The organism is Bacillus sp. TH50, from assembly GCF_016650565.1.
GTDB lineage: Bacteria > Bacillota > Bacilli > Bacillales > Bacillaceae_G > Bacillus_A > Bacillus_A mycoides.
In genome coordinates this window covers 1,698,152-1,721,288 of the sequence record NZ_JAEKFM010000003.1, presented here as the reverse complement: position 1 = coordinate 1,721,288, position 23,137 = coordinate 1,698,152, and the positions used below count along the sequence as shown (strand labels likewise).

Here is a 23,137-nt window from a genome sequence, read left to right as displayed (position 1 = left end):
CAAATGAGCGTAAAAAAAGAAAGAGTAGATGTACTATTAGTAGAGCGAGGACTTATAGAAACGCGTGAGAAGGCTAAACGTGCTGTTATGGCAGGTCTTGTATATGCGAATGAAATGAGACTCGATAAGCCAGGGGAGAAAATCTCACAAGATACGGAGATTACGGTGAAAGGGCAAGTCATGCCGTATGTAAGCCGTGGTGGTTATAAGCTTGAAAAGGCATTAGAAACATTTCAACTTGATTTACAAGATAAGGTTATGATAGATATTGGTTCATCAACTGGTGGTTTTACAGACTGTGCGCTTCAAAATGGGGCGAAGTTATCCTACGCATTAGATGTAGGATATAATCAACTTGCGTGGAAATTGCGTCAAGATGAGCGTGTTGTTGTGATGGAACGAACGAACTTCCGTTACGTGACACCGGCAGATTTAGAGCGTGGTTTACCGCAGTTTGCAAGTATTGATGTTTCATTTATATCATTAAGGCTTATATTGCCGGTTTTAAAAACAATGCTTATGCCAAATGGTGATGTAGCTGCATTGATTAAACCTCAGTTTGAAGCTGGACGAGAACAAGTCGGGAAAAAAGGCATTGTTCGTGATAGAAAAGTACATGAAGCTGTCGTGGAAATGATTGTCGATTTTGCTCTTAAGGAAGGCTATAATATCGAAGGTTTAACATTCTCACCAATTACAGGCGGGGATGGAAATATTGAATTTTTAATTCATCTAAAGTGGCACGGTGAGCGTGAGAATGGCGAAAATCATTCTCCGGTTTCTATTGAGCAAGTTGTTACAGAAGCACATGATGTTCTAAAACAAAAAGGGAAAGGGGAATAACATATGTTGTTCCTCTTTTTGTTGTAATCGTATAATGATTGTAAAAACAATTGTGTACAAGTAATGGATTATACGGTAACATAAATAAATGAAGTATACCAATGTTTAAACTATGGTAAGAGATAGTGTGAGGTGCAAATGTATGAATAAAGGTCAGCGCCATATTAAAATCAGGGAAATTATTGCTAACAAAGAAATTGAAACACAAGATGAACTAGTTGATATTTTACGTAATGTGGGGTTTAATGTAACGCAAGCAACAGTATCGCGCGATATTAAAGAACTGCACTTAGTGAAGGTGCCATTACATGATGGCCGCTATAAATATAGCTTGCCAGCAGATCAACGATTTAATCCGTTGCAAAAATTAAAACGAAATCTAGTGGATTCATTTGTAAAATTAGACACGGCAGGACATATGCTGGTGCTAAAAACATTGCCTGGTAACGCTCATTCACTTGGGGCACTCATTGATCATTTAGAGTGGGATGAGATTGTCGGAACCATTTGTGGTGATGATACTTGCTTAATTATTTGCCGTACACCTGAAGATACAGGTGTTGTCTCTGATCGTTTCTTAAATATGCTTTAACAGAAAAATCTTGTTTACTTTCCTCTGTAAAGTGGGAAGTAAACAAGATATTTTTATTGGCGAAAAATACGGATTTTCAAATACAATACATTATTTTTTTTGAATGAAGTTAGAAAATAGGTGGATTGACCCGTAAAACGAATGTTTGGTACAATGGAGCGGGTTAGAAGAGTAATTTATACATACAAACATATAGTATAACTATTTGAATGAAGAATACTGAGAAAAGCCCTTAATAGGGGATTAGTTTATAACGAGGTGAATGGGGCATTGTTATCGGAATTATCGATCAGAAACTTTGCTATTATTGAGGCATTAAATATTTCTTTTCAAAAAGGTTTAACCGTTTTAAGTGGTGAAACAGGAGCTGGAAAATCCATTATTATTGATGCAATTAGTTTGCTTGTTGGTGGCCGTGGTTCAGCAGAATTTGTTCGATATGGAACAGAAAAGGCTGAGATAGAAGGCTTATTCTATGTAGAAGATGACAAACATCCATGTATCGCAAAGGCAGAAGAGTTAGATATAGAAATAGAAGATGGCATGATTATTTTGAAGCGTGACATCGCTGCGAACGGAAAAAGTGTCTGTCGAGTAAATGGGAAACTTGTTACACTCAGCATATTAAAAGAGATTGGAAAAACGCTAGTTGATATTCATGGACAGCATGAAACACAAGATTTAATGAATGAAGAGCGTCATATGTTTATGCTTGATCATTTTGATGGAAATCGCATTGTTAAACAATTGGGCATATATCAAAATGTATATACAGACTATGAGAAGTTAAAAAAACAGCTGAAATCTTTAAGTGAAAATGAACAACAAATGGCCCATCGTCTAGATTTAATTCAATTCCAACATGAAGAAATTCGTAAGGCGGATTTAAAAATGGATGAAGAATATGAATTGACTGAGGAACGATTAAAAATCTCCAATTTTGAAAAGATTTATAAAGCACTAGGAGATGCGTATCGTTCGTTAAGTGGAGACGGACAGGGATTGGATCACGTAAGAAATGCAATGGGACAAATGGAGAGTATTACGCACTTAGATGAAGCGTATCAAGAAAATCATGATTCTATTGCAAATAGTTATTACTTATTAGAAGAAGTTGCATACCAGCTTAGAGAAAAATTAGATATGATGGAATATGATCCGAAACGTCTAGATGAAATTGAAACACGTTTGAATGAAATCCGTATGTTAAAGAGAAAGTATGGAAATACTGTAGAAGAGATTTTAGCGTATGCTGATAAAATTGAACAAGAAATTTTTACGATTGAAAATAAAGACGTACATATTGAAACGACGAGAAAGCAGTTAACGAAATTAGAAGGTGTTATTGTAAAAGAAGCAACGTTGTTAAGTACTATGCGTCATGAGCTTGCAGATCATCTTACAAGCGCTATTCATCAAGAATTAAAAGAACTATATATGGAAAAAACGAAATTTGAAGTGAGAATTATGAAGAGGGTAGGAAATGTAGAAGAACCTCTCGTGGAAGGAACACCGGTAAAACTTACGGCGGATGGCTACGATCATGTGGAATTTTATATTTCAACGAATCCGGGTGAACCGTTAAAGCCACTTTCAAAGGTCGCTTCTGGCGGAGAGTTATCTCGTATTATTTTAGCTTTAAAAAGCATTTTTTCTAAGCATCAAGGTGTTGCATCTGTTATTTTTGATGAAGTGGATACGGGTGTGAGTGGTCGGGTTGCACAGGCTATTGCGGAAAAAATTTATCGTGTATCAGTAAACTCGCAAGTACTTTGTATTACGCACTTACCTCAAGTAGCTTCAATGGCGGACTCTCATTTATTTATTAGAAAACAAGTGGCGAATGATCGTACGATTACATCGGTTACTGTGTTAAGTACGGATGAAAAAGTAACAGAAATTGCTCGAATGATTTCTGGTGTTGAAATTACAGATTTAACGACAGAGCATGCGAAAGAGTTACTTACGCAAGCGCATCATTTCAAACAGACAGCAGAGGCTATCCAGTAATGGATAGCTTTTTTTTCTCAAATGACGATTTCTTAATTCTTCCGGTTATAAATAAAGCGCTGCAAGGAGAGATTAAAAAGTGAAGCCAAGAGGCTGAATGTGGGGTAGGAGCGAGGAGAGTGAACAAATTGAAATTAGAAAGATTTCGAAAAATAATAGGTCTTTGTCTCCTTGTTTCTCTAGTTTTTATTGGATGTTTTAAACCGCTTCGAACGTTTATTTCATCTCCGAAGCAACTTGTTGTTTTTGAAGGACAACAATCAGAAATAGCATCATTACCAGTTTTTAAGGCTGCATCTACAAATCGTAATGTATTTACTGTAAGTTCAAATGAACAAGAACTTATGGTAAATTCTCACCAAAATGGTGAAGCTGATATGGTGTTTCAACTTGCTGGTTTTCCAGTGAAAAAAGTAAATGTGAAAGTATTAAAAGATTTTAAAGTTATTCCAGGTGGACAATCGATTGGTGTAAAATTGAACACAAAAGGTGTACTTGTTGTAGGCCATCATTTAATTCAAACTGAAAAGGGTAAAGTATCTCCTGGTGAAACAGCTGGTGTACAGATTGGAGATATGATTACTGAAATCAATGGTAAAACAATTGAAAGAATGAGTGATGTAGCACCATTTATTCATAATAGTGGAGAAACAGGTGAACCGCTTAATCTTGTTTTATTAAGAGATGGAAAATATATTCGTGCTAAGCTAACACCACAAAAAGACAATGGTGAATCCTCTTACCGAATTGGACTGTATATTCGTGATTCAGCAGCTGGTATCGGAACGATGACATTTGTACATCCAGATTCTATGAAATATGGAGCGCTTGGTCATGTAATTTCCGATAATGATACAAAAAAGCCAATTCAAGTAGAAGATGGACAAATTATGCGTTCGACAGTAACGTCTATTGAAAGAGGAAGTCACGGGAACCCGGGAGAAAAATTAGCAAGATTTTCACCGGATCGTGAAGTGATTGGTAATATTACAATAAATAGCCCGTATGGTATTTTTGGGAAATTAAACACAGATATGACAAACGGCATAATGGATAAAGCAATGCCTATCGCATTATCCCATCAAGTAAAAGAAGGGCCAGCGAAAATATTAACAGTTATTGATCAAGATAAGGTGGAAGCGTTTGATATTGAAGTTGTTAGTACGGTACCACAAAAGTTCCCAGCTACAAAAGGTATGGTTATAAAAGTGACAGATAAACGTTTACTAGCAAAAACGGGTGGTATTGTACAAGGAATGAGTGGAAGTCCGATTGTACAAAATGGGAAAGTAATTGGTGCGGTTACACATGTATTTGTAAATGATCCAACGTCAGGATACGGTGTTCATATTGAATGGATGTTACATGAGGCTGGAATTAATATTTATGATCAAGAGAAAAAAGCGAGCTAATACATATTAGCTCGCTTTTCTTTTGAAAAATTCGTTGAAATTTTGTAAAAGCTCCGCAAGAGCTGTTTTTTGTTGTAAGATATAAGCAAAGGGTTGAACGTTTCGCTGTAATTCTATGATGGAATGTGTTGCGAAAGTAAAAAAATGAACGATAAACATATTTTTTTGTGATTTTATCGGAAAGTAAGAAACTTTAAAGGGAATTTTCACACAATTGTCGAACAATTCATGTAGCCTAGAAGCTTACACATGTCGGAAGAATCGATTCGGTAAGGGAGGAAAAACTGTGGAAAAAATTAAAGTATGTCTTGTGGATGATAATAAAGAATTGGTATCGATGCTAGAGAGTTATGTTGCTGCCCAAGATGATATGGAAGTTATCGGAATTGCTTACAATGGTCAAGAATGTTTAAACTTATTGAAAGAAAAGCAGCCTGATATACTCGTTTTAGATATTATTATGCCACATTTAGATGGTCTAGCTGTGCTAGAGAAAATGCGACATATTGAAAGGTTAAGACAACCTAGCGTTATTATGTTGACAGCATTCGGGCAAGAAGATGTGACGAAAAAAGCGGTTGATTTAGGGGCATCATATTTCATATTAAAACCATTTGATATGGAGAATTTAACAAGTCATATTCGTCAAGTTAGTGGTAAGGAAAGTGCTACTATTAAACGTCCATTACCATCTTTCCGATCAGCAACAACAATCGATGGAAAACCGAAAAACTTAGATGCGAGTATTACAAGTATCATTCATGAAATTGGTGTACCCGCTCATATTAAAGGGTACATGTACTTACGAGAAGCAATCTCTATGGTGTACAATGATATCGAATTACTAGGATCTATTACGAAAGTATTATATCCAGATATTGCAAAGAAATATAATACAACAGCAAGCCGTGTCGAGCGTGCAATCCGTCACGCAATTGAAGTAGCTTGGAGCCGTGGGAATATTGATTCTATTTCGTCCTTATTTGGTTATACTGTATCCATGTCAAAAGCAAAACCTACGAATTCTGAGTTCATCGCAATGGTTGCGGATAAGCTAAGACTTGAACATAAGGCTAGCTGAGAGGAAAAGTAGTAAGGGATTTAAGTTTTAGTAGAGCTTAATAATTCTTGAAATTTATACTCGATATCAATTTTAAAACCAATAAACTTTTATTTAATGACCAATGAATTTTAGAATTCGTTGGTCTTTTTATTTTGTTGAGAAAAAGAGGGAGAAGTGATATCAATTTTATCAAAATTATTTGGGTAGATAAAAAGGGTTGTTTGATATTATGGAAAATAAAACCTGTTTTTAGTAATATTACATATAAGTGAGTTTTTTAAGGTAATTAAATAGGTATACAGAGGGAGAAGGAAAATGAAAAACAAAATATTAACTTGGCTAGGAATAGTAGCAGCTATGGGAGTTCTTGCTGTTGCAGTTACATTTGGAATGTTAGAGCTTGCCGATAATCCAGTAGATAAAGAAGTGAGTGCTCAAATAGATAAAAAAGAAGACCCAACGATAGTAGGTAGAGAGGTAGATGGAGTCTTTGTTGATGTGTATGTTACTGAAAATTCTACTGAAAGCGAAGTCATTACAGTGATGTATCACATGACTCATCAAAAAGTAGTGGCAGAACGAAAATCGGGATCCATCCCAATGATTCAAAATAACGCTGAAAAATTAAAAAAAATCATAAATAAGAGTAGTTTTGCGAAGAAAAATGAGCTTGTAGCAATTGCTGATAGATGGGCGAAAAAAGATTTTAGTAAAATTGTAGAAGATCACAATTTTTTCTCGGATGCTCAAGAGGATAATGTTTGTAAAGCCACTAGAGCGATGGATGCGATAGAAGAGCAACATTATATTTTAACTACATTCGGGGAGGAAAAAGCGAAAGAACTATACGAATCAGGGGATACTCCGCACGTTCAATAAAAAATAATATGAAGGGCTTCTAGTTTTTTATTACCTTGCTTTAGGGGCAATGGTGACTTGTGAATAAATATTCTGCTTTCTTTATGACTTGTAACAAAAAAGAAGATATATAATTCATTATTAAATGATGAAGTGAAGGCTAAATCGCATCGTAGTACATCTGTTAAAGGATTTTAGCGGGGAAGTCATCCATGATATAATAGATGATAATAAAAAGCCCTGCAAAACAGGACTATATTATTCTTCGTCTTTATTTTGTTTTTCTAATTCAACTAACTTTTGGATTAAAATATGCTGTGGCATATGCATAAGTTGTTCAAGTGGAACACCTAACGCTTTTGATAGGCGGACTGCAGTGTCTGGAGAAATTTGTAATGGTCTCATAGAAGTACCTCCTTTTTCGTATAGTATAGCATAAGATTGGGGGAGTGAGGATGACTCTTATATTTGCGCATCGTGGTGCGGCGGGAACGTATCCGGAAAATACAATGATTTCATTTGAAGCAGCAGAGGCTTTCGGGGCAGATGGAATTGAACTCGATGTTCAATTCACGAAAGATGGAAAAGTTGTCGTTATTCATGATGAAACAGTGGATCGGACAACAAATGGAAAAGGTGCGGTTGGAAATTATTTATATGAGGATTTATGTAAGTTGGATGCGAGTTATAAATTCGGTGACAAAGTAGGTTTTTGCAAAATACCTCTTCTAGAAGAGGTGTTAGAATGGCTCGCAAAAACGAAATTGCTACTCAATATTGAACTGAAAAATAATAAAATCCCATACAGAGGTTTAGAAGAAGAGGTTATAACACTTGTACGTAAGTTTAGTCTAGAGGATCGGATTGTGTTTTCTTCTTTTAATCACTACAGTATGAAGCGATGTCATATGATGGCTCCTGATATTCAAACAGCTATTTTGTATCGTGAAGGTTTGCATAGCCCGTGGGCATATGCAAAAAAGATGGGTGCTACTGCAGTACATCCGAATTATCGTTATCTTCAAGATGCTATCGCTGAATTAACGATGGGAAGTGGTGTGGAGGTTCGTCCTTACACGATAAATGAAGAAACGCTTATGCGTAAATATTTTGATATGAATATATCAGCGATTATTACTGATTATCCTGAAACAGCAAGAACTTTATTACCGATAAAAAAATGAGACCTAATATAATGGTCTCATTTTTTATTTATGATATGTGAAAACTTTGTTTTATCTTCTGAAGCGTGCTTGTACTTTATTTCTCTTACGATCTCTGTGTAAGACGAAGCCGCCGAAGATATAAAACCCGAGTGCGAAGCAAAGAGCGCCGATTAAAAATTGTAACCATAATATAGGGATTGGGGAGAACAAAATCCCAAATACAGTATCTCTCATTAGTTTAATACCAAGCACGGCTAATGAAATGGGGATGAGTGCTAATAATAGAGCGAGGTAACGCTGCATACATAACGCTCCTTTTCAGATTATTTTGTGTATTTTAATGATGTTATATGGAATGGGGGTTTGTCAAGAGGTTGCTGAACGAGTAAGATAAGAATGTGAAAAATTTTGCAGAGATACTTCGAGAGGAAGTGTAATGTATGAAACAAAATGTGTTAATTGTTGGAGCAGGTGAAGGTGGGAGTACACTGCTGAGTCTGTTGCAAAATTCGAATATATTTCAAATTATAGGGGTTATTGATATTAATCCAATTGCGAAAGGATTACAAATCGCAAAGGAATATGGGGTTCCGATTGGTGATAGTGTAACTCCGTTTCTTTCTATGCATATTGATGTAATGTTTGATATGACAGGTGATTATGATTTACATAAAGTTTTATTGGGAAGCAAGCATAAAGACACCCTTCTTATACCAGGGGATATTGCAAAAATTGTTACGAGACTAGCGCATGAGAAGGAAAGCTTAATTGGAAAGCTAGAAGAACAGACGCAACAAGGGAATTTAATTTTAAACTCAACGCATGACGGTATGATTGTTATAGACCAAGAGGGACAAGTTCGTCTGTTTAATAAAAGCGCAGAGCGTATTACTGGATATAAAAAAGAGGAAGCAATAGGGAAATATATTTTAGAAGTTATTCCAACGAGTAAGTTGCTTCGTATTATACGCACGAAAAAAATAGAAGTGAATCATGAACTGACGTTAGAGAATGAAAAAAAGATTATTACAACGCGTATTCCGATATTAAAAGAAGGTGGAGAGGTTCAAGGGGCATTTGCGATTTTTAAAGACATTACAGAAGTTGTAGATTTAGCGGAAGAAGTTACAGACTTAAAAGAAATTCAAACGCTACTTGAGGCGATTATTAACTCATCTGAGGAAGCAATTTCGGTTGTTGATGAGAAAGGAAGAGGACTAGTTATAAACCCTGCTTATACGAAGTTAACGGGTTTGACTGAAGAAGAAATTATTGGGAAGCCGGCTACAACTGATATTGTGGAAGGTGAAAGTATGCATATGAAAGTACTTCGGACACGCCGAGCGGTACGAGGAATACATATGAAGATTGGGCAAAAAAAGCGAGATGTAATTGTAAACGTAGCACCGGTTATTGTCGATGGAATATTGAAAGGGAGCGTCGGGGTAATTCGCGATGTATCAGAAATTCAAAAGTTAACAAATGAATTGAATAGGGCAAGACAAATTATTCGAACGTTAGAAGCAAAATATTCATTTGATGATATTGTTGGTGATTCAGATGAAACGACGGCAGCTATTGAACAAGCAAAACTTGGAGCGAATACACCGGCAACAGTATTGCTTAGAGGGGAATCTGGTACGGGGAAAGAGTTATTTGCACACGCTATTCATAACAGTAGTAATCGAAAATACAATAAGTTTGTACGAGTAAACTGTGCTGCTATTTCTGAGACCTTATTAGAAAGTGAATTATTCGGTTATGAGGAAGGCGCGTTTTCTGGAGCGAAAAGAGGCGGGAAACGAGGATTCTTTGAAGAAGCGAATAATGGAAGTGTTTTTTTAGATGAAATCGGAGAGTTATCTGCAAATACGCAAGCGAAACTCCTTCGTGTGCTACAAGAAAAAGAAATTGTGAAAGTAGGGGGAACGAAAGCGATACCTATTAATGTCCGGGTAATTGCAGCAACACATGTGAATTTAGAAAAGGGCATTCTAGAAGGAGAGTTCAGAGAGGACTTATATTATCGTTTAAATAAAATCCCGATTCAAATTCCTTCCCTTCGTCAGCGTAAAGGAGATATACCAGCGATTGCAGAAAGGTTAATTCAAAAAATTAATCAAGATTATGGTCGTAATGTAGAAGGACTCACCGATTCAGCCGTTTCGTATTTACAATCATATGAATGGCCAGGGAATGTTAGGGAACTTGAAAATATTTTAGGACGAGCTATTATCTTTATGAATTATAACGAAATATATATTGATGTACATCATTTACCGCCTTTACATAAAGAAGAACAAGTAGAGACGAAACAAAATAATTTATTACCTGAATTAGAAGAGAAGGCCCTTGAACACCTAGTGACAGAATTTGAGGGGAATATTATCCGTGAATATTTAGAGAAATTTGATGGGAACAAAACGAAGACTGCAAAAGCGTTAGGAATTTCAGTTCGAAACTTATATTACAAGCTAGAAAAGTATGACTGTGCAAAAAATAGCATGCAATAAATTGCGTACCATGCAATTTATTGCATGGTATACAAAAAGCGACAAAACGAGACAGAATATTTCGTTGTTTTCCAAAGTATTGATTTTACTGCATTTTGAATGCGTTTTCATTATTGGTAAGACCACTTTTGAAAGTTGGCACGGTATTTGCTTAATGAATAGACGAGGGACGACGGAAAGGGTTGATTACAAAATATGAAGTTAGAACACTTAATTGATCAAGCAGCAGGACAGCCTAAAAAAACTGTGGCTGTAGCAGTAGCTGAAGATCATGAAGTAATTGAAGCTGTAGCGAAAGCAATCAAGTTACAGCTAGCTCAATTTCGTCTATATGGAAATCAAGAGAAAATAATAGGGATGCTACAAGAGCATGGGTTACAAACTTCAGAACATATTGAAGTGATTGCAGCAGCGTCAAGTGCTGAGGCTGCAGAACTTTCTGTTAAATCTGTAAGCAATGGCGAAGCAGATGTGCTAATGAAGGGGAACATCCCAACAGCAAATATTTTGAAAGCTGTATTAAATAAAGAGTGGGGACTTCGTAAGGGCAGCGTGCTTTCACATGTTGCAGCGTTTGAAGTTCCAAATTACGATCGTCTTATTTTTGTTACAGACGCAGCGATGAACATTGCACCTGATGTAACACAAAAAGCTGCTATTATACAAAATACTGTAGAAGTTGCCCAGGCAATAGGAATTGATTTGCCAAAGGTAGCGCCAATTGCAGCGGTAGAGGTTGTTAATCCTGCGATGCAAGCGACAATTGATGCAGCGATGTTAACTCAAATGAATCGCCGCGGACAAATTAAAAATTGTGTCGTTGATGGACCACTTGCTTTAGATAATGCAGTATCACAAATTGCAGCAGAACATAAAGGCATAGTAAGTGATGTAGCAGGTAAGGCAGACATTTTACTCGTCCCAACGATTGAAGCTGGAAATGTGCTATATAAATCACTCGTCTATTTTGCAAATGCAAAGGTAGGAGCGATGATTGCTGGCGCTAAAGCACCGATTGTTTTAACATCACGTGCTGATTCAGCAGAAACAAAAGTATATTCATTAGCATTGGCAGTTGCGACTGCTTCAAAATAAACCAAATAGGGTAAAACAATTAGGGGGAAACGACAATGACATTAGAAATCTTCGAATACTTAGAAAAATATGATTATGAGCAAGTGGTATTTTGTCAAGATAAAGAATCTGGTTTAAAAGCAATCATTGCAATCCATGATACAACACTTGGACCAGCTCTTGGTGGAACAAGAATGTGGACATATGATTCTGAAGAAGCGGCGATTGAAGATGCATTGCGTCTTGCAAAAGGGATGACATACAAAAATGCAGCAGCTGGTTTAAACTTAGGTGGTGCAAAAACAGTAATTATCGGTGATCCACGTAAAGATAAAAGCGAAGCGATGTTCCGTGCATTAGGACGCTACATTCAAGGACTAAACGGACGTTACATTACAGCTGAAGATGTTGGTACAACAGTAGATGATATGGATATTATCCATGAGGAAACTGATTTTGTAACAGGGATTTCACCATCATTCGGTTCTTCTGGTAACCCATCTCCAGTAACTGCATACGGTGTTTACCGTGGTATGAAAGCAGCTGCAAAAGAAGCATTTGGTACAGATAACCTAGAAGGAAGAGTAATTTCTATTCAAGGTGTTGGTAACGTAGCGTATCACCTATGCAAACATTTACACGCTGAAGGAGCAAAATTAATCGTTACAGATATTAATAAAGAAGCTGTACAACGTGCAGTAGAAGAATTCGGTGCAACAGCAGTTGAGCCAAATGAAATTTACGGTGTTGAATGTGATATTTACGCACCATGTGCATTAGGCGCAACAGTTAATGATGAAACTATTCCACAACTTAAAGCAAAAGTAATCGCAGGTTCTGCAAATAACCAATTAAAAGAAGATCGTCACGGCGACCTTATTCATGAAATGGGTATTGTATACGCACCAGACTATGTTATTAATGCAGGTGGCGTAATTAACGTAGCAGACGAATTATATGGATACAATAGAGAACGTGCATTAAAACGTGTTGAGTCTATTTATGACACAATTGCAAAAGTAATCGAAATTTCAAAACGTGATGGCATAGCAACTTATGTAGCAGCAGATCGTTTAGCTGAAGAGCGCATTGCAAGCTTGAAAAACACTCGTAGCACATACTTACGCAACGGTCACGACATTATTAGCCGTCGCTAATCATTCATATATAACTTTTACAAAAGGTGTGGTTACCTCTTATGAGGTTTCCACTTCCTTTTAAATTTATTAGTGGAGGTAGCAACATTGTCTGTAAATCGAATTCTTGTTATTAACCCAGGTAGTACATCCACAAAGATTGGTGTTTTTGATAATGAAAGACCCGTTCTAGAAGAAACTATTCGTCATGACGTAGAGCAGATTGGAAAATATAAGCGAATTATCGACCAATATGAGTTTCGTAAAGAAACGATTTTAGAAGTTCTACATTCTCATGGTATTAACATTTCAAAATTAAACGCTGTTTGTGGGCGTGGTGGATTACTTCGTCCAATCGAAGGCGGTACGTATACAGTAAACGATGCGATGTTAGAAGATTTGAAAAATGGGTTTAGCGGTCATCACGCTTCAAACCTTGGAGGCATTTTAGCATATGAAATTGCTTCTGGATTAAACATTCCTGCATTCATTGTGGATCCTGTCGTTGTAGATGAGATGGAGCCAATTGCTCGTATAAGTGGTATTGCTGGTATGGAACGCAAAAGTATCTTCCATGCATTAAATCAAAAAGCAGTTGCTCGTAAAGTGGCAGATGAATTAAATCACAAATATGAGGATTTAAATTTATTAGTTACACATATGGGCGGCGGTATTACAGTTGGTGCTCATAAAAAAGGAAAAGTTATCGATGTGAATAATGGCTTAAACGGAGAAGGACCATTTAGTCCAGAGCGTGCTGGTACAGTACCAGTAGGACAATTAGTTGAAATGTGTTTTTCTGGTGAGTATTACCGAGACGAAATGGTTAAAAAACTTGTCGGACAAGGTGGACTTGTAAGTCTTATCGGTACAAACGATGCAATTAAAGTAGAACAAATGGTTGAAAAAGGTGATCCTGAAGCAACTCTTATTTATAAAGCAATGGCGTATCAAGTTGCAAAAGAGATTGGCGGAGCTAGTGCTGTACTTCACGGGAAAATCGATGCAATCGTATTAACTGGTGGACTTGCGTACAGTAAAATTCTTGTCGATGAAATAAAAGAACGTGTTCACTGGATTGCAGATGTTATCGTACATCCAGGAGAAGATGAATTACAAGCGTTAGCAGAAGGAGCACTTCGTGTATTACGTGAAGAAGAAGCTCCAAAAGAATATATTGTACGAGAAAAACAAACAGTAGCTAGGGGTTGAGATAATGGCAAGAGAATATGATTTAGTCATCGTTGGCGGCGGTACTGGTGGATATGTTGCTGCTATTCGTGCATCACAACTAGGATTAAAAACTGCACTTGTTGAAAAAGAAAATCTTGGTGGTACTTGTTTACACAAAGGATGTATTCCTAGTAAAGCTCTTTTACGTAGTGCGGAAGTATACGCAACTGCTAAAAAAGGAGAAGAGTTCGGAGTTATTGCAAGTAATGTAGAACTAAACTTTGCTAAAGTACAAGAGCGTAAAGAGAAGATTGTAACGCAGCTTCATAAAGGCGTTCAGCATTTAATGAAACAAGGTAAAATTGATGTGTTTGAAGGTATTGGCCGTATTCTTGGCCCATCTATTTTCTCTCCAATGCCAGGTACAATTTCAGTTGAACTTGCAAGTGGAGAAGAGAATGAAATGTTAATTCCAAAAAATGTACTTGTTGCAACAGGTTCTCGCCCAAATTCATTACCAGGATTAGAGTTAGACGGAGAGTATGTAATGTCTTCGGATCATGCCCTAAAAATGGAAACGCTTCCTAGCTCAATCATTATCGTTGGTGGCGGTGTAATTGGTATTGAGTGGGCATCTATGCTTGCTGACTTCGGTGTAGAAGTTACTGTATTAGAATATGCGAAAAACATATTACCACTAGAAGATAATGACGTTTCAAAAGAAATGCAACGTCTATTCAAGAAAAAAGGTATTAAAGTGGTAACTGGTGCAAAAGTATTACCAGAAACATTGGTAAAAGATAATGGAGTAACAATTCAAGCTGAACATAACGGTGAGAACAAAGCATTTAAAGCAGAAAAAATGCTTGTATCTGTAGGAAGACAAGCGAATACGCAAAATATGGGCTTAGAGAACACAGATATTGTTGTGGAAAAAGGATACATTCAAACAAATGAGTTTTATCAAACGAAGGAATCTCATATTTACGCAATTGGAGATGTAATCGGTGGCTTGCAACTTGCTCACGTTGCTTCTCATGAAGGAATTGTTGCAGTAGAACATATCGCTGGTAAAGAAGTTACACCAATTGATTATTCTATGGTATCAAAATGCGTATATAGTAGTCCAGAAGTTGCTTCTGTCGGCTTAACAGAACAAGAAGCAAAAGAAAAAGGCTATAAGTTAAAAGTAGGTAAGTTCTCATTCCGTGCAATCGGAAAGGCACTTGTATACGGAGAATCAGACGGTTTTGTAAAACTTGTAGTTGATGAAGAAACAAATGACATTCTCGGTGTTCATATGATCGGACCACATGTAACAGATATGATTTCTGAAGCTGGTCTTGCAAGAGTACTTGATGCAACACCTTGGGAAGTAGCACATACAATTCATCCGCATCCATCATTATCTGAGGCGATTGGTGAAGCTGCACTTGCTGTAGATGGAAGAGCGTTACACGCATAAAAATGTGGATTTAGGAGGTTATGAAAAATGGCAGAAGTAAAAGAAAAGCGCCATGAAGAGCTTGGCTTAAGTGATGAGCAAGTATTAGAAATGTTCCGTACGATGTTACTTGCACGTAAAATTGACGAACGTATGTGGTTATTAAACCGTGCAGGTAAAATTCCATTCGTAATTTCTTGTCAAGGACAAGAGGCTGCACAAGTTGGAGCGGCATTCGCTCTTGATAGAGAGAAAGATTATGCATTACCATACTACCGTGATATGGGTGTTGTACTAGCGTTTGGTATGACAGCTAAAGAGCTTATGTTGTCTGCTTTCGCAAAAGCTGGAGATCCAAACTCTGGTGGTCGTCAAATGCCTGGTCACTTCGGTCAAAAGAAAAATCGTATTGTTACAGGATCATCACCAGTAACAACGCAAGTACCACATGCAGTTGGTATTGCACTAGCTGGAAAAATGGAGAAGAAAGATTTAGTAACGTTCGTTACATTCGGAGAAGGCTCTTCAAACCAAGGTGACTTCCATGAAGGAGCAAACTTTGCTGGTGTACACAAACTACCTGTTATTTTCATGTGTGAAAATAACAAATATGCAATCTCTATTCCAGTTGAAAAACAATTAGCATGTAAAAACGTATCGGATCGTGCAATTGGTTACGGCATGCCTGGATATACAATAGACGGAAACGATCCGCTTGCAGTATATAAAGCTGTAAAAGAAGCAGCAGACCGCGGTCGTCGTGGTGAAGGTCCGACTTTAATTGAAGCAGTATCATATCGTTTGACAGCACATTCTAGTGACGACGATGATCGTGTTTATCGTGATAAAGAAGAGGTAGAAGAAGCGAAGAAAAAAGATTCAATTATAACATTTGCAGCTTATTTAAAAGAAGTTGGTGTGTTAACTGAGGAATTTGAAAAACAAATGCTAGACGAAATTATGCATATCGTAAATGAAGCAACAGAATATGCAGAAAATGCTCCGTATGCAGCACCTGAAGATGCATTGAAGCACGTATACGCAGAATAGGGGGGAACGTTTCATGGCTGTAATGTCTTATATTGATGCTATTACATTAGCAATGCGCGAAGAAATGGAACGCGATGAGAAAGTATTCGTTTTAGGAGAAGATGTTGGTAAAAAAGGTGGCGTGTTTAAAGCGACACACGGTTTGTATGATCAATTTGGTGAAGATCGTGCGCTTGATGCACCGCTTGCAGAATCTGCAATTGCTGGGGTAGCAATTGGTGCGGCAATGTATGGTATGCGTCCAATCGCTGAAATGCAGTTTGCTGATTTCATCATGCCAGCAGTAAACCAAATTGTTTCTGAGGCAGCAAAAATTCGTTATCGTTCTAACAACGATTGGACTTGTCCAGTTACAATTCGTGCGCCATTCGGCGGGGGTGTTCACGGTGCATTGTATCATTCACAATCTGTAGAAGCGATGTTTGCAAACCAACCAGGTTTAAAAATTGTTATCCCTTCTACACCATATGATGCAAAAGGCTTATTAAAAGCTGCAATTCGTGATGAAGATCCAGTATTATTCTTTGAGCATAAGCGTGCATATCGCTTAATTAAAGGTGAAGTGCCAGAAGATGACTATGTATTACCAATCGGAAAAGCAGATGTAAAACGCGAAGGTGATGATATTACTGTTATCACTTACGGATTATGTGTTCACTTTGCTCTTCAAGCAGCTGAGAAGTTAGCACAAGATGGAATCTCTGCACACATTCTTGATTTAAGAACGGTATATCCGTTAGATAAAGAAGCGATTATTGAAGCGGCTTCTAAAACAGGTAAAGTTCTTCTTGTAACAGAAGACAATAAAGAAGGAAGTATTATAAGTGAAGTGGCAGCAATTATTGCTGAAAACTGTCTGTTTGATTTAGATGCGCCAATCGCACGTCTTGCAGGTCCAGACGTTCCAGCAATGCCATATGCACCAACAATGGAAAAATTCTTTATGGTAAATCCAGATAAAGTTGAAAAAGCAATGCGTGAACTTGCGGAATTTTAATCGGGGGGACTATACATGGCTGTAGAAAATATCACAATGCCTCAGCTCGGGGAGAGCGTTACAGAGGGTACAATTAGTAAATGGCTCGTTAATGTTGGCGATCACGTAAACAAGTATGATCCGCTTGCAGAAGTAATGACTGATAAAGTAAATGCTGAAGTACCATCTTCTTTCACTGGTATTGTGAAAGAATTAATCGCTGGTGAAGGTGAGACGTTAGCTGTAGGTGAAGTAGTTTGTGTTATTCAAGTAGAAGGCGCAGATGAAGTAGCAGCGACAGCTGTTGAGGAAAAAACAAAAGAAGAACCAAAGGCAGAAGTAGCTACGCCTGAAAAAGCACCGAAAGCAAAACAACCAACTGATGGAAAACCACGTTTTTCACCAGCTGTTTTAAAACTTGCGGGTGAGCATAACGTTGATTTAGATTTAGTAGAAGGTACGGGAGCAAATGGCCGTATCACTCGTAAAGATATTTTAAAGCTAGTGGAATCTGGAAATATTCCGCAAGCAGGTGCGAAGAAAGAGGAAGCGGTAGCGGTAGCAGCAGTAGTAGAAGCGCGTCCAGAAGCACCAAAAGCAGCGCCAGTAGCACAAAAAGTAGAAGCTGCAAAACCAGTTTCTGTACCAACAATGCCTGGCGATATCGAAATTCCAGTAACAGGTGTGCGTAAAGCAATTGCAGCGAACATGTTGCGTAGTAAACACGAAGCGCCACATGCTTGGATGATGATTGAAGTAGATGTGACAAACCTTGTGTCATACCGTAATTCAATTAAAGGTGATTTCAAAAAGCGCGAAGGTTTTAATTTAACGTTCTTTGCTTTCTTCGTAAAAGCAGTAGCACAAGCGTTAAAAGAGTATCCTCAAATCAATTCAATGTGGGCTGGCGATAAGATCGTTCAGAAGAAAGATATTAACCTTTCTATCGCTGTTGCAACAGAGGACGAACTATTTGTACCAGTAATTAAACACGCGGATGAGAAGACGATTAAAGGTATCGCTCGTGAAATTACAGAGCTTGCAGGAAAAGTACGTACGAAATCGTTAAAAGCGGACGAAATGCAAGGTGGAACATTTACAATTAATAACACAGGATCATTCGGTTCTGTTCAATCTATGGGTATTATTAATTACCCACAAGCGGCTATTTTACAAGTTGAATCAATTGTAAAACGCCCAGTAATTATGGATAACGGTATGTTCGGTGCTCGCGACATGGTTAACTTATGTTTATCACTTGACCACCGTGTACTAGATGGCCTAATTTGTGGTAAGTTCTTAGGACGTGTAAAAGAAATTCTAGAAAACACGTCAGAAAATAATACATCTGTATATTAATAAAAAGCTCGCTTATGCGAGCTTTTTATCATCTTATTTCTTCATCTACATCCTACTATATGTATAATATCTTTCCCAGTAATCTTACAATGAACGATTATGTATTAGGAATTTATGAAAATACATTGCTGATATATGGTATATGGATATAAAATAAGAAAAGAATAATTTTTTTGGCAAATCTTACTGATGAAACTGTAGTATAATATATTGTATTGTATGAAAAAGAGAGTTATTCTATATAAGTGTTTTATAGATAATGTGTAATCAGTCGTCAAAACATGAAGAATGTTGACTCCTGGTTTTTTATTTTGCTGTAACAATGTTTCAGGAGGATGTCATGAAAAGAAGTACCGAGTTTCTAAAAAGTTTAGATGTAAAATTAATATTAATTTTGTTAGCATTATGTGTTACGAGTATAGCTGCTATATATAGCAGTCAGCAAACTGGCCAATATGGAGAGGCAAACTTTGCGATGAAACAGGGTTTGAACTACATAATTGGAGTTGTATTGTTATTGCTTGTTGCAAGCATCGACTTAGATCAATTACAAAAATTGTCTTGGCCACTTTATATCGTCGGATTTGGTTCACTTATTCTTTTGAAAATACTACCGGTTTCCACTTTCACACCTGAAAAATTAGGTGCAAAAAGATGGTTTGTATTTCCGTTAGTTGGACAAATTCAACCATCCGAGTTTTTCAAAATTTCATTGCTTCTCGTAGTAGCAAGTATAGCAGTGAAACATAATGCACAGTATATGGCAAGAACATTCCAAACGGATTTACAATTAGTAGGTAAAATTGTGCTTGTATCCCTTCCGCCTATGGCTGTTGTATATAGCCAACCGGATACAGGGATGGTGTTCTTATATGCTGCTGCAATTGCATGTATTTTATTTATGTCAGGTATTCAGAAGAAATTGATAGCGTTATGTACAGTTATTCCAGTCACCATATTATCTGCGTTAATATTTATTTACGTAAGGTATGAAGATTTCTTCTTTAATAAGTTAGTTACGTTACTAAAACCTCACCAACAATCACGTATTTTAGGTTGGTTAGATCCATTCGAACATACAGATCAAGGTTATCAAACACAGCAATCGATTTTAGCTGTAGGTAGTGGCGGTATGGAAGGGAAAGGATTTGGCGAAGGGAACGTCTATATCCCTGAGAAGCATACTGACTTTATTTTTGCTACAATTGCCGAAGAAGGTGGATTTATCGTAGCCGCGTTAGTTGTATTCTTGTTCCTATTACTACTATATCGAACAATTATTATCGGTTATTCTGCTGATAATTTATTCGGTACATTATTATGTGCTGGATCAATCGGAATATTAACGGTTCAAATATTCCAAAACATCGGTATGATTGTCGGATTAATGCCTGTAAAAGGGATTGCATTACCTTTCTTATCGTATGGGGGAAGTTCCTTATTCTCGAATATGATTATGATGGGGCTCATATTGTCCGTACGGAAAACGTATAAAAAATATATGTTTTCAGTTAAGTAAAAAAGCTAGTTCGTGTAAAAACGAACTAGCTTTTTTACATATATGCTCTTAAACGTTGCAAACTAAAACAGAATAGCAGTTTGAGACGGGTAAGGAGTGCAAAGTGATGCATATGCATATTTTTGAAGGGGCACGGCATCTTTCTAATAGTGAATGGGTTATTCGGGCTATCATAGCATACATATTTTTAATATTAGTTGCGAAAGCGATGGGGCAAAGGTCCATCGCGCAACTTCGTTTTTTAGATGTTGTATTAGTATTATTGCTTGGTGGGAATATTTCTAACGCATTATCTGATGAAAAAGTGGGGTTACTCGGCTCGATGATTACAACGTTCATACTCGTTGTACTTCACATTATAAGCTCAGTCTTAATGTTGAAATGGGATAGATGGAGACGCTTTTTAGAGCCAGCACCTATTATTCTTATACAAAATGGTTCCATTGATTTTAGCAATTTGAAAAAAGCGAGAATTACGGTGGAATATTTATTTTCGGAACTTCGTATGCGAAATGTGAGCGATATTCAAACGATTAAATTAGCATTGTGGGAAGCGAATGGTGTTGTTTCTATATTTCGGTATCCAGAATATGAAGCAGTTTCGCGGCTTGATCTGAAAGTGGCGGGAAGAAGATCTCCAGTTTCTTTTGTATTAGTAAAGGATGGGAGGATTCAGCAAGATGTTCTAGCTTTAGTAGGAAAAACAGAAGAGTGGGCGAGAGAATTTCTAGAGAAGAGTGCAGAAGTCGAATCCATTATGTTAGCTACAGTAGATGAAGCTCATAAAATAAATATTTTGTTAAAAAAATGAAAAATATACGCATTTTGTCGTTTCATACATATGATACAATAGTGTGGACAACGAAAAAATGGGAGGTGTTTCCATGGGATATGTAGAGGAATTACGAAAAGTAGTTGGTCATCGCCCTTTAATTTTAGTTGGTGCTGTTGTACTCGTTATAAATGAAAGTGGATATGTATTATTACAGCAAAGAACAGAGCCTTACGGAAAATGGGGGTTGCCTGGCGGGCTAATGGAGCTTGGTGAATCACCAGAAGAAACAGCTTACCGTGAAGTATATGAAGAGACAGGAATAGAAGTAAAGAACCTCCGATTAATCAATGTATTTTCTGGAGCGAACTATTTTACAAAATTAACAAACGGTGATGAGTTTCAATCCGTAACGACAGCCTATTATACCGATGAATACGAAGGGAATTTTGTTATGAATAAAGAAGAAGCGGTTCAGCTTACATTCTTCCCACTAACAGAACTACCTGACTATATTGTAGGATCGCATAAAAAAATGATTGGTGAATATATGAAAATTATGGAAAAGTGACAAAAAGGTGTTAGAGCAAGGGCTCTAACACCTTTTCTATGCCTAAATACAAGTAAACTTACTTGTATTTCATAAACATTAACTGGTAAGATACAAATAGGTAGAATTAGAGGAGGGAAAAGATTGATTAACTTTAACTTTTTTATGAATGATGTTGTCCGTCAAGCGCGTGAAGAGATTGTCTCTGCGGGATATACAGAATTGACGACACCAGAAGCAGTCGAAGAAGCATTTAAAAGAAATGGTACAACACTTGTAATGGTAAACTCTGTATGTGGTTGTGCAGGTGGCATTGCTCGTCCTGCTGCTGCACATTCCGTACATTATGATAAACGCCCTAACCACCTTGTAACGGTATTTGCGGGTCAAGATAAAGAAGCAACAGCAAGAGCTCGTGAATATTTTGAAGGATATCCACCTTCATCTCCATCATTTGCGTTATTGAAAGATGGAAAAATTGTAACGATGGTAGAACGTCATGAAATTGAAGGTCATGAACCAATGCAAGTAATTGCAAAACTACAATCTTATTTCGAAGATAATTGCGAAGAACTATAAGGAAGAGAAAAAGGCGGTACGTCCACAATCAAGTGGGTGTACCGCCTTTTTTATTTAGTTTTTAAAATAATTAAACATGCAGGAAGTTGTTATTTTATGCATGTTTTTATGCATTAACAACAGCTTTAATACTGTTTTTATATTTATTTTTATTTTATATATTGCATAAAAATTAAAGTGCTGATACAATACAAACATCGAATAAATATTCTATTAAACTTTTAAATATACATTATTAGGGGGAAGAAAGATGAAGAAGTTATTATCAATATCGTTTGCACTTATTTTAATTGTAAGTATGTTCAGTGCTTGTAGTAATGGGGAAGAAAAGGCTACGGGAAAAAATAAAAAAGTACTCGTTATGGGGACTTCAGCAGACTATAAACCGTATGAATACGTGGAAGCTTCAAAAAGTGATGAAATTATCGGCTTTGATGTTGATATTGCCAAATATATCGGAAAAGAACTTGGATACGAAGTGAAAGTGAAAGACATGGATTTCGGCGGATTATTAGCATCTCTTAATTCAGGAAAAGTTGATTTCGTTATGGCGGGTATGACGCCAACTGCAGAGCGTAAAAATAATGCTGATTTCACAGATATATATTTTGTTGCAAAAAATATGATCGTTTCAAAAAAGGGCTCTAATATTAAATCGTTAGAAGATTTAAAAGGGAAAAAAGTAGGAGTACAAACAGGATCAATTCAAGAAGAAAAGGCAAAAGAATTTCAGAAACAAGTCGATTTCAAAGCTGAGGGACGTGACCGTATACCAGAAATCGTACAAGAAATTAAAGCTGGTCGTTTTGACGCTGCAATTATAGAAGACACAGTTGCAAAAAATTATTTAGAAAAAATGAAAGAACTACAAGGAATTGAAATTCAAGAAGCACCAGAAGAAGTAGGTGCAGCAATTGCTCTTCCGAAAAATAGTGATAAAACAGAAGAATTTAATAAAGTAATTAAGAAAATGCAAGAAAATGGAGAAATGGATAAATTAGTGAAGAAATGGTTTGGCAGCGGAAAATAAGCTGCCTTTCACTTTTCT

The 23,137-nt window shown here is 36.9% G+C and carries 22 protein-coding genes; 20 read left to right on the top strand and 2 right to left on the bottom strand.

Features of this window, described 5'->3' with window-relative positions; all coding sequences use genetic code 11:
* Positions 1–3: 3 nt before the first annotated feature.
* The 6 genes from JFU23_RS08845 (at position 4) to JFU23_RS08820 (ending at position 6,799) form a co-directional block, all read left to right on the top strand.
* Positions 4–843 carry a TlyA family RNA methyltransferase gene (locus tag JFU23_RS08845; RefSeq protein WP_002015074.1) on the top strand — a complete coding sequence of 280 codons (840 nt, stop codon included), beginning with the start codon at positions 4–6 and terminating at the stop codon, positions 841–843.
* A 142-nt stretch (positions 844–985) separates the two neighbouring features.
* Entirely contained in the window at positions 986–1,435 is a 450-nt protein-coding gene (gene argR, locus JFU23_RS08840; RefSeq protein ID WP_002015076.1) for an arginine repressor ArgR, read from the top strand.
* A gap of 270 nt (positions 1,436–1,705) precedes the next feature.
* Positions 1,706–3,445: a DNA repair protein RecN gene (gene recN / locus JFU23_RS08835; RefSeq protein WP_002088564.1), complete on the top strand. Its 1,740-nt coding sequence runs from the start codon at positions 1,706–1,708 to the stop codon at positions 3,443–3,445.
* Between the two features lie 119 nt (positions 3,446–3,564).
* Positions 3,565–4,857, top strand: coding sequence for a SpoIVB peptidase (gene spoIVB / locus JFU23_RS08830; protein WP_002015079.1), 1,293 nt, complete (start codon positions 3,565–3,567; stop codon positions 4,855–4,857).
* Between the two features lie 286 nt (positions 4,858–5,143).
* Positions 5,144–5,938: a sporulation transcription factor Spo0A gene (gene spo0A / locus JFU23_RS08825; RefSeq protein WP_002015081.1), complete on the top strand. Its 795-nt coding sequence runs from the start codon at positions 5,144–5,146 to the stop codon at positions 5,936–5,938.
* 297 nt (positions 5,939–6,235) lie between these two features.
* Positions 6,236–6,799, top strand: a complete 564-nt coding sequence (locus tag JFU23_RS08820) for a PRK06770 family protein (RefSeq protein WP_201031767.1) — start codon at positions 6,236–6,238, stop codon at positions 6,797–6,799.
* Between the two features lie 237 nt (positions 6,800–7,036).
* Here JFU23_RS08820 and JFU23_RS08815 read toward each other — a convergent pair whose 3' ends face one another.
* Positions 7,037–7,183, bottom strand: a complete 147-nt coding sequence (locus tag JFU23_RS08815; RefSeq protein WP_001247671.1) for a YycC family protein — start codon at positions 7,181–7,183, stop codon at positions 7,037–7,039.
* Between the two features lie 50 nt (positions 7,184–7,233).
* On the opposite strand from JFU23_RS08815, the gene JFU23_RS08810 reads away from it, so the two are divergent.
* Positions 7,234–7,962: a glycerophosphodiester phosphodiesterase gene (locus tag JFU23_RS08810; protein ID WP_201031766.1), complete on the top strand. Its 729-nt coding sequence runs from the start codon at positions 7,234–7,236 to the stop codon at positions 7,960–7,962.
* A 51-nt stretch (positions 7,963–8,013) separates the two neighbouring features.
* Here the strand turns inward: JFU23_RS08810 and JFU23_RS08805 are convergent, their stop codons facing one another.
* The gene (locus tag JFU23_RS08805; RefSeq protein WP_001190193.1) at positions 8,014–8,247 is read right to left on the bottom strand and encodes a DUF2627 domain-containing protein; all 234 of its coding nucleotides are present in this window, start codon (positions 8,245–8,247) and stop codon (positions 8,014–8,016) included.
* Between the two features lie 137 nt (positions 8,248–8,384).
* On the opposite strand from JFU23_RS08805, the gene JFU23_RS08800 reads away from it, so the two are divergent.
* The 13 genes from JFU23_RS08800 to JFU23_RS08740 all read left to right on the top strand — a co-directional run bounded on the left by JFU23_RS08800 (position 8,385) and on the right by JFU23_RS08740 (position 23,119).
* A complete protein-coding gene (locus JFU23_RS08800; protein ID WP_137058392.1) occupies positions 8,385–10,457 on the top strand; it encodes a sigma 54-interacting transcriptional regulator in 2,073 nt (690 codons plus the stop codon).
* A gap of 195 nt (positions 10,458–10,652) precedes the next feature.
* Positions 10,653–11,552, top strand: coding sequence for a phosphate butyryltransferase (gene yqiS / locus JFU23_RS08795; protein ID WP_002033959.1), 900 nt, complete (start codon positions 10,653–10,655; stop codon positions 11,550–11,552).
* 35 nt (positions 11,553–11,587) lie between these two features.
* Complete coding sequence (locus tag JFU23_RS08790) at positions 11,588–12,688, top strand: leucine dehydrogenase (RefSeq protein ID WP_113734247.1); 1,101 nt, start codon at positions 11,588–11,590, stop codon at positions 12,686–12,688.
* A gap of 87 nt (positions 12,689–12,775) precedes the next feature.
* Positions 12,776–13,879 carry a butyrate kinase gene (gene buk, locus JFU23_RS08785; protein WP_002088555.1) on the top strand — a complete coding sequence of 368 codons (1,104 nt, stop codon included), beginning with the start codon at positions 12,776–12,778 and terminating at the stop codon, positions 13,877–13,879.
* Positions 13,880–13,883: 4 nt separating this feature from the next.
* Complete coding sequence (gene lpdA, locus JFU23_RS08780; RefSeq protein WP_002033960.1) at positions 13,884–15,305, top strand: dihydrolipoyl dehydrogenase; 1,422 nt, start codon at positions 13,884–13,886, stop codon at positions 15,303–15,305.
* 27 nt (positions 15,306–15,332) lie between these two features.
* A complete protein-coding gene (bfmBAA, locus tag JFU23_RS08775) occupies positions 15,333–16,334 on the top strand; it encodes a 3-methyl-2-oxobutanoate dehydrogenase subunit alpha (protein ID WP_002033961.1) in 1,002 nt (333 codons plus the stop codon).
* A 13-nt stretch (positions 16,335–16,347) separates the two neighbouring features.
* Entirely contained in the window at positions 16,348–17,331 is a 984-nt protein-coding gene (bfmBAB, locus tag JFU23_RS08770; protein ID WP_000290070.1) for a 3-methyl-2-oxobutanoate dehydrogenase subunit beta, read from the top strand.
* A 15-nt stretch (positions 17,332–17,346) separates the two neighbouring features.
* Entirely contained in the window at positions 17,347–18,669 is a 1,323-nt protein-coding gene (locus tag JFU23_RS08765; RefSeq protein ID WP_033731239.1) for a dihydrolipoamide acetyltransferase family protein, read from the top strand.
* Positions 18,670–19,009: 340 nt separating this feature from the next.
* Positions 19,010–20,188: an FtsW/RodA/SpoVE family cell cycle protein gene (locus tag JFU23_RS08760; RefSeq protein ID WP_000831201.1), complete on the top strand. Its 1,179-nt coding sequence runs from the start codon at positions 19,010–19,012 to the stop codon at positions 20,186–20,188.
* Positions 20,189–20,294: 106 nt separating this feature from the next.
* A complete protein-coding gene (locus JFU23_RS08755) occupies positions 20,295–20,999 on the top strand; it encodes a DUF421 domain-containing protein (protein WP_201031765.1) in 705 nt (234 codons plus the stop codon).
* A gap of 73 nt (positions 21,000–21,072) precedes the next feature.
* A complete protein-coding gene (locus tag JFU23_RS08750) occupies positions 21,073–21,531 on the top strand; it encodes an NUDIX hydrolase (protein WP_201031764.1) in 459 nt (152 codons plus the stop codon).
* Positions 21,532–21,675: 144 nt separating this feature from the next.
* Positions 21,676–22,089, top strand: a complete 414-nt coding sequence (locus JFU23_RS08745) for a BrxA/BrxB family bacilliredoxin (protein WP_002015097.1) — start codon at positions 21,676–21,678, stop codon at positions 22,087–22,089.
* A gap of 250 nt (positions 22,090–22,339) precedes the next feature.
* On the top strand, positions 22,340–23,119 hold the full coding sequence (locus JFU23_RS08740) for a transporter substrate-binding domain-containing protein (protein WP_002192550.1): 780 nt from the start codon (positions 22,340–22,342) through the stop codon (positions 23,117–23,119).
* Positions 23,120–23,137: the final 18 nt, after the last annotated feature.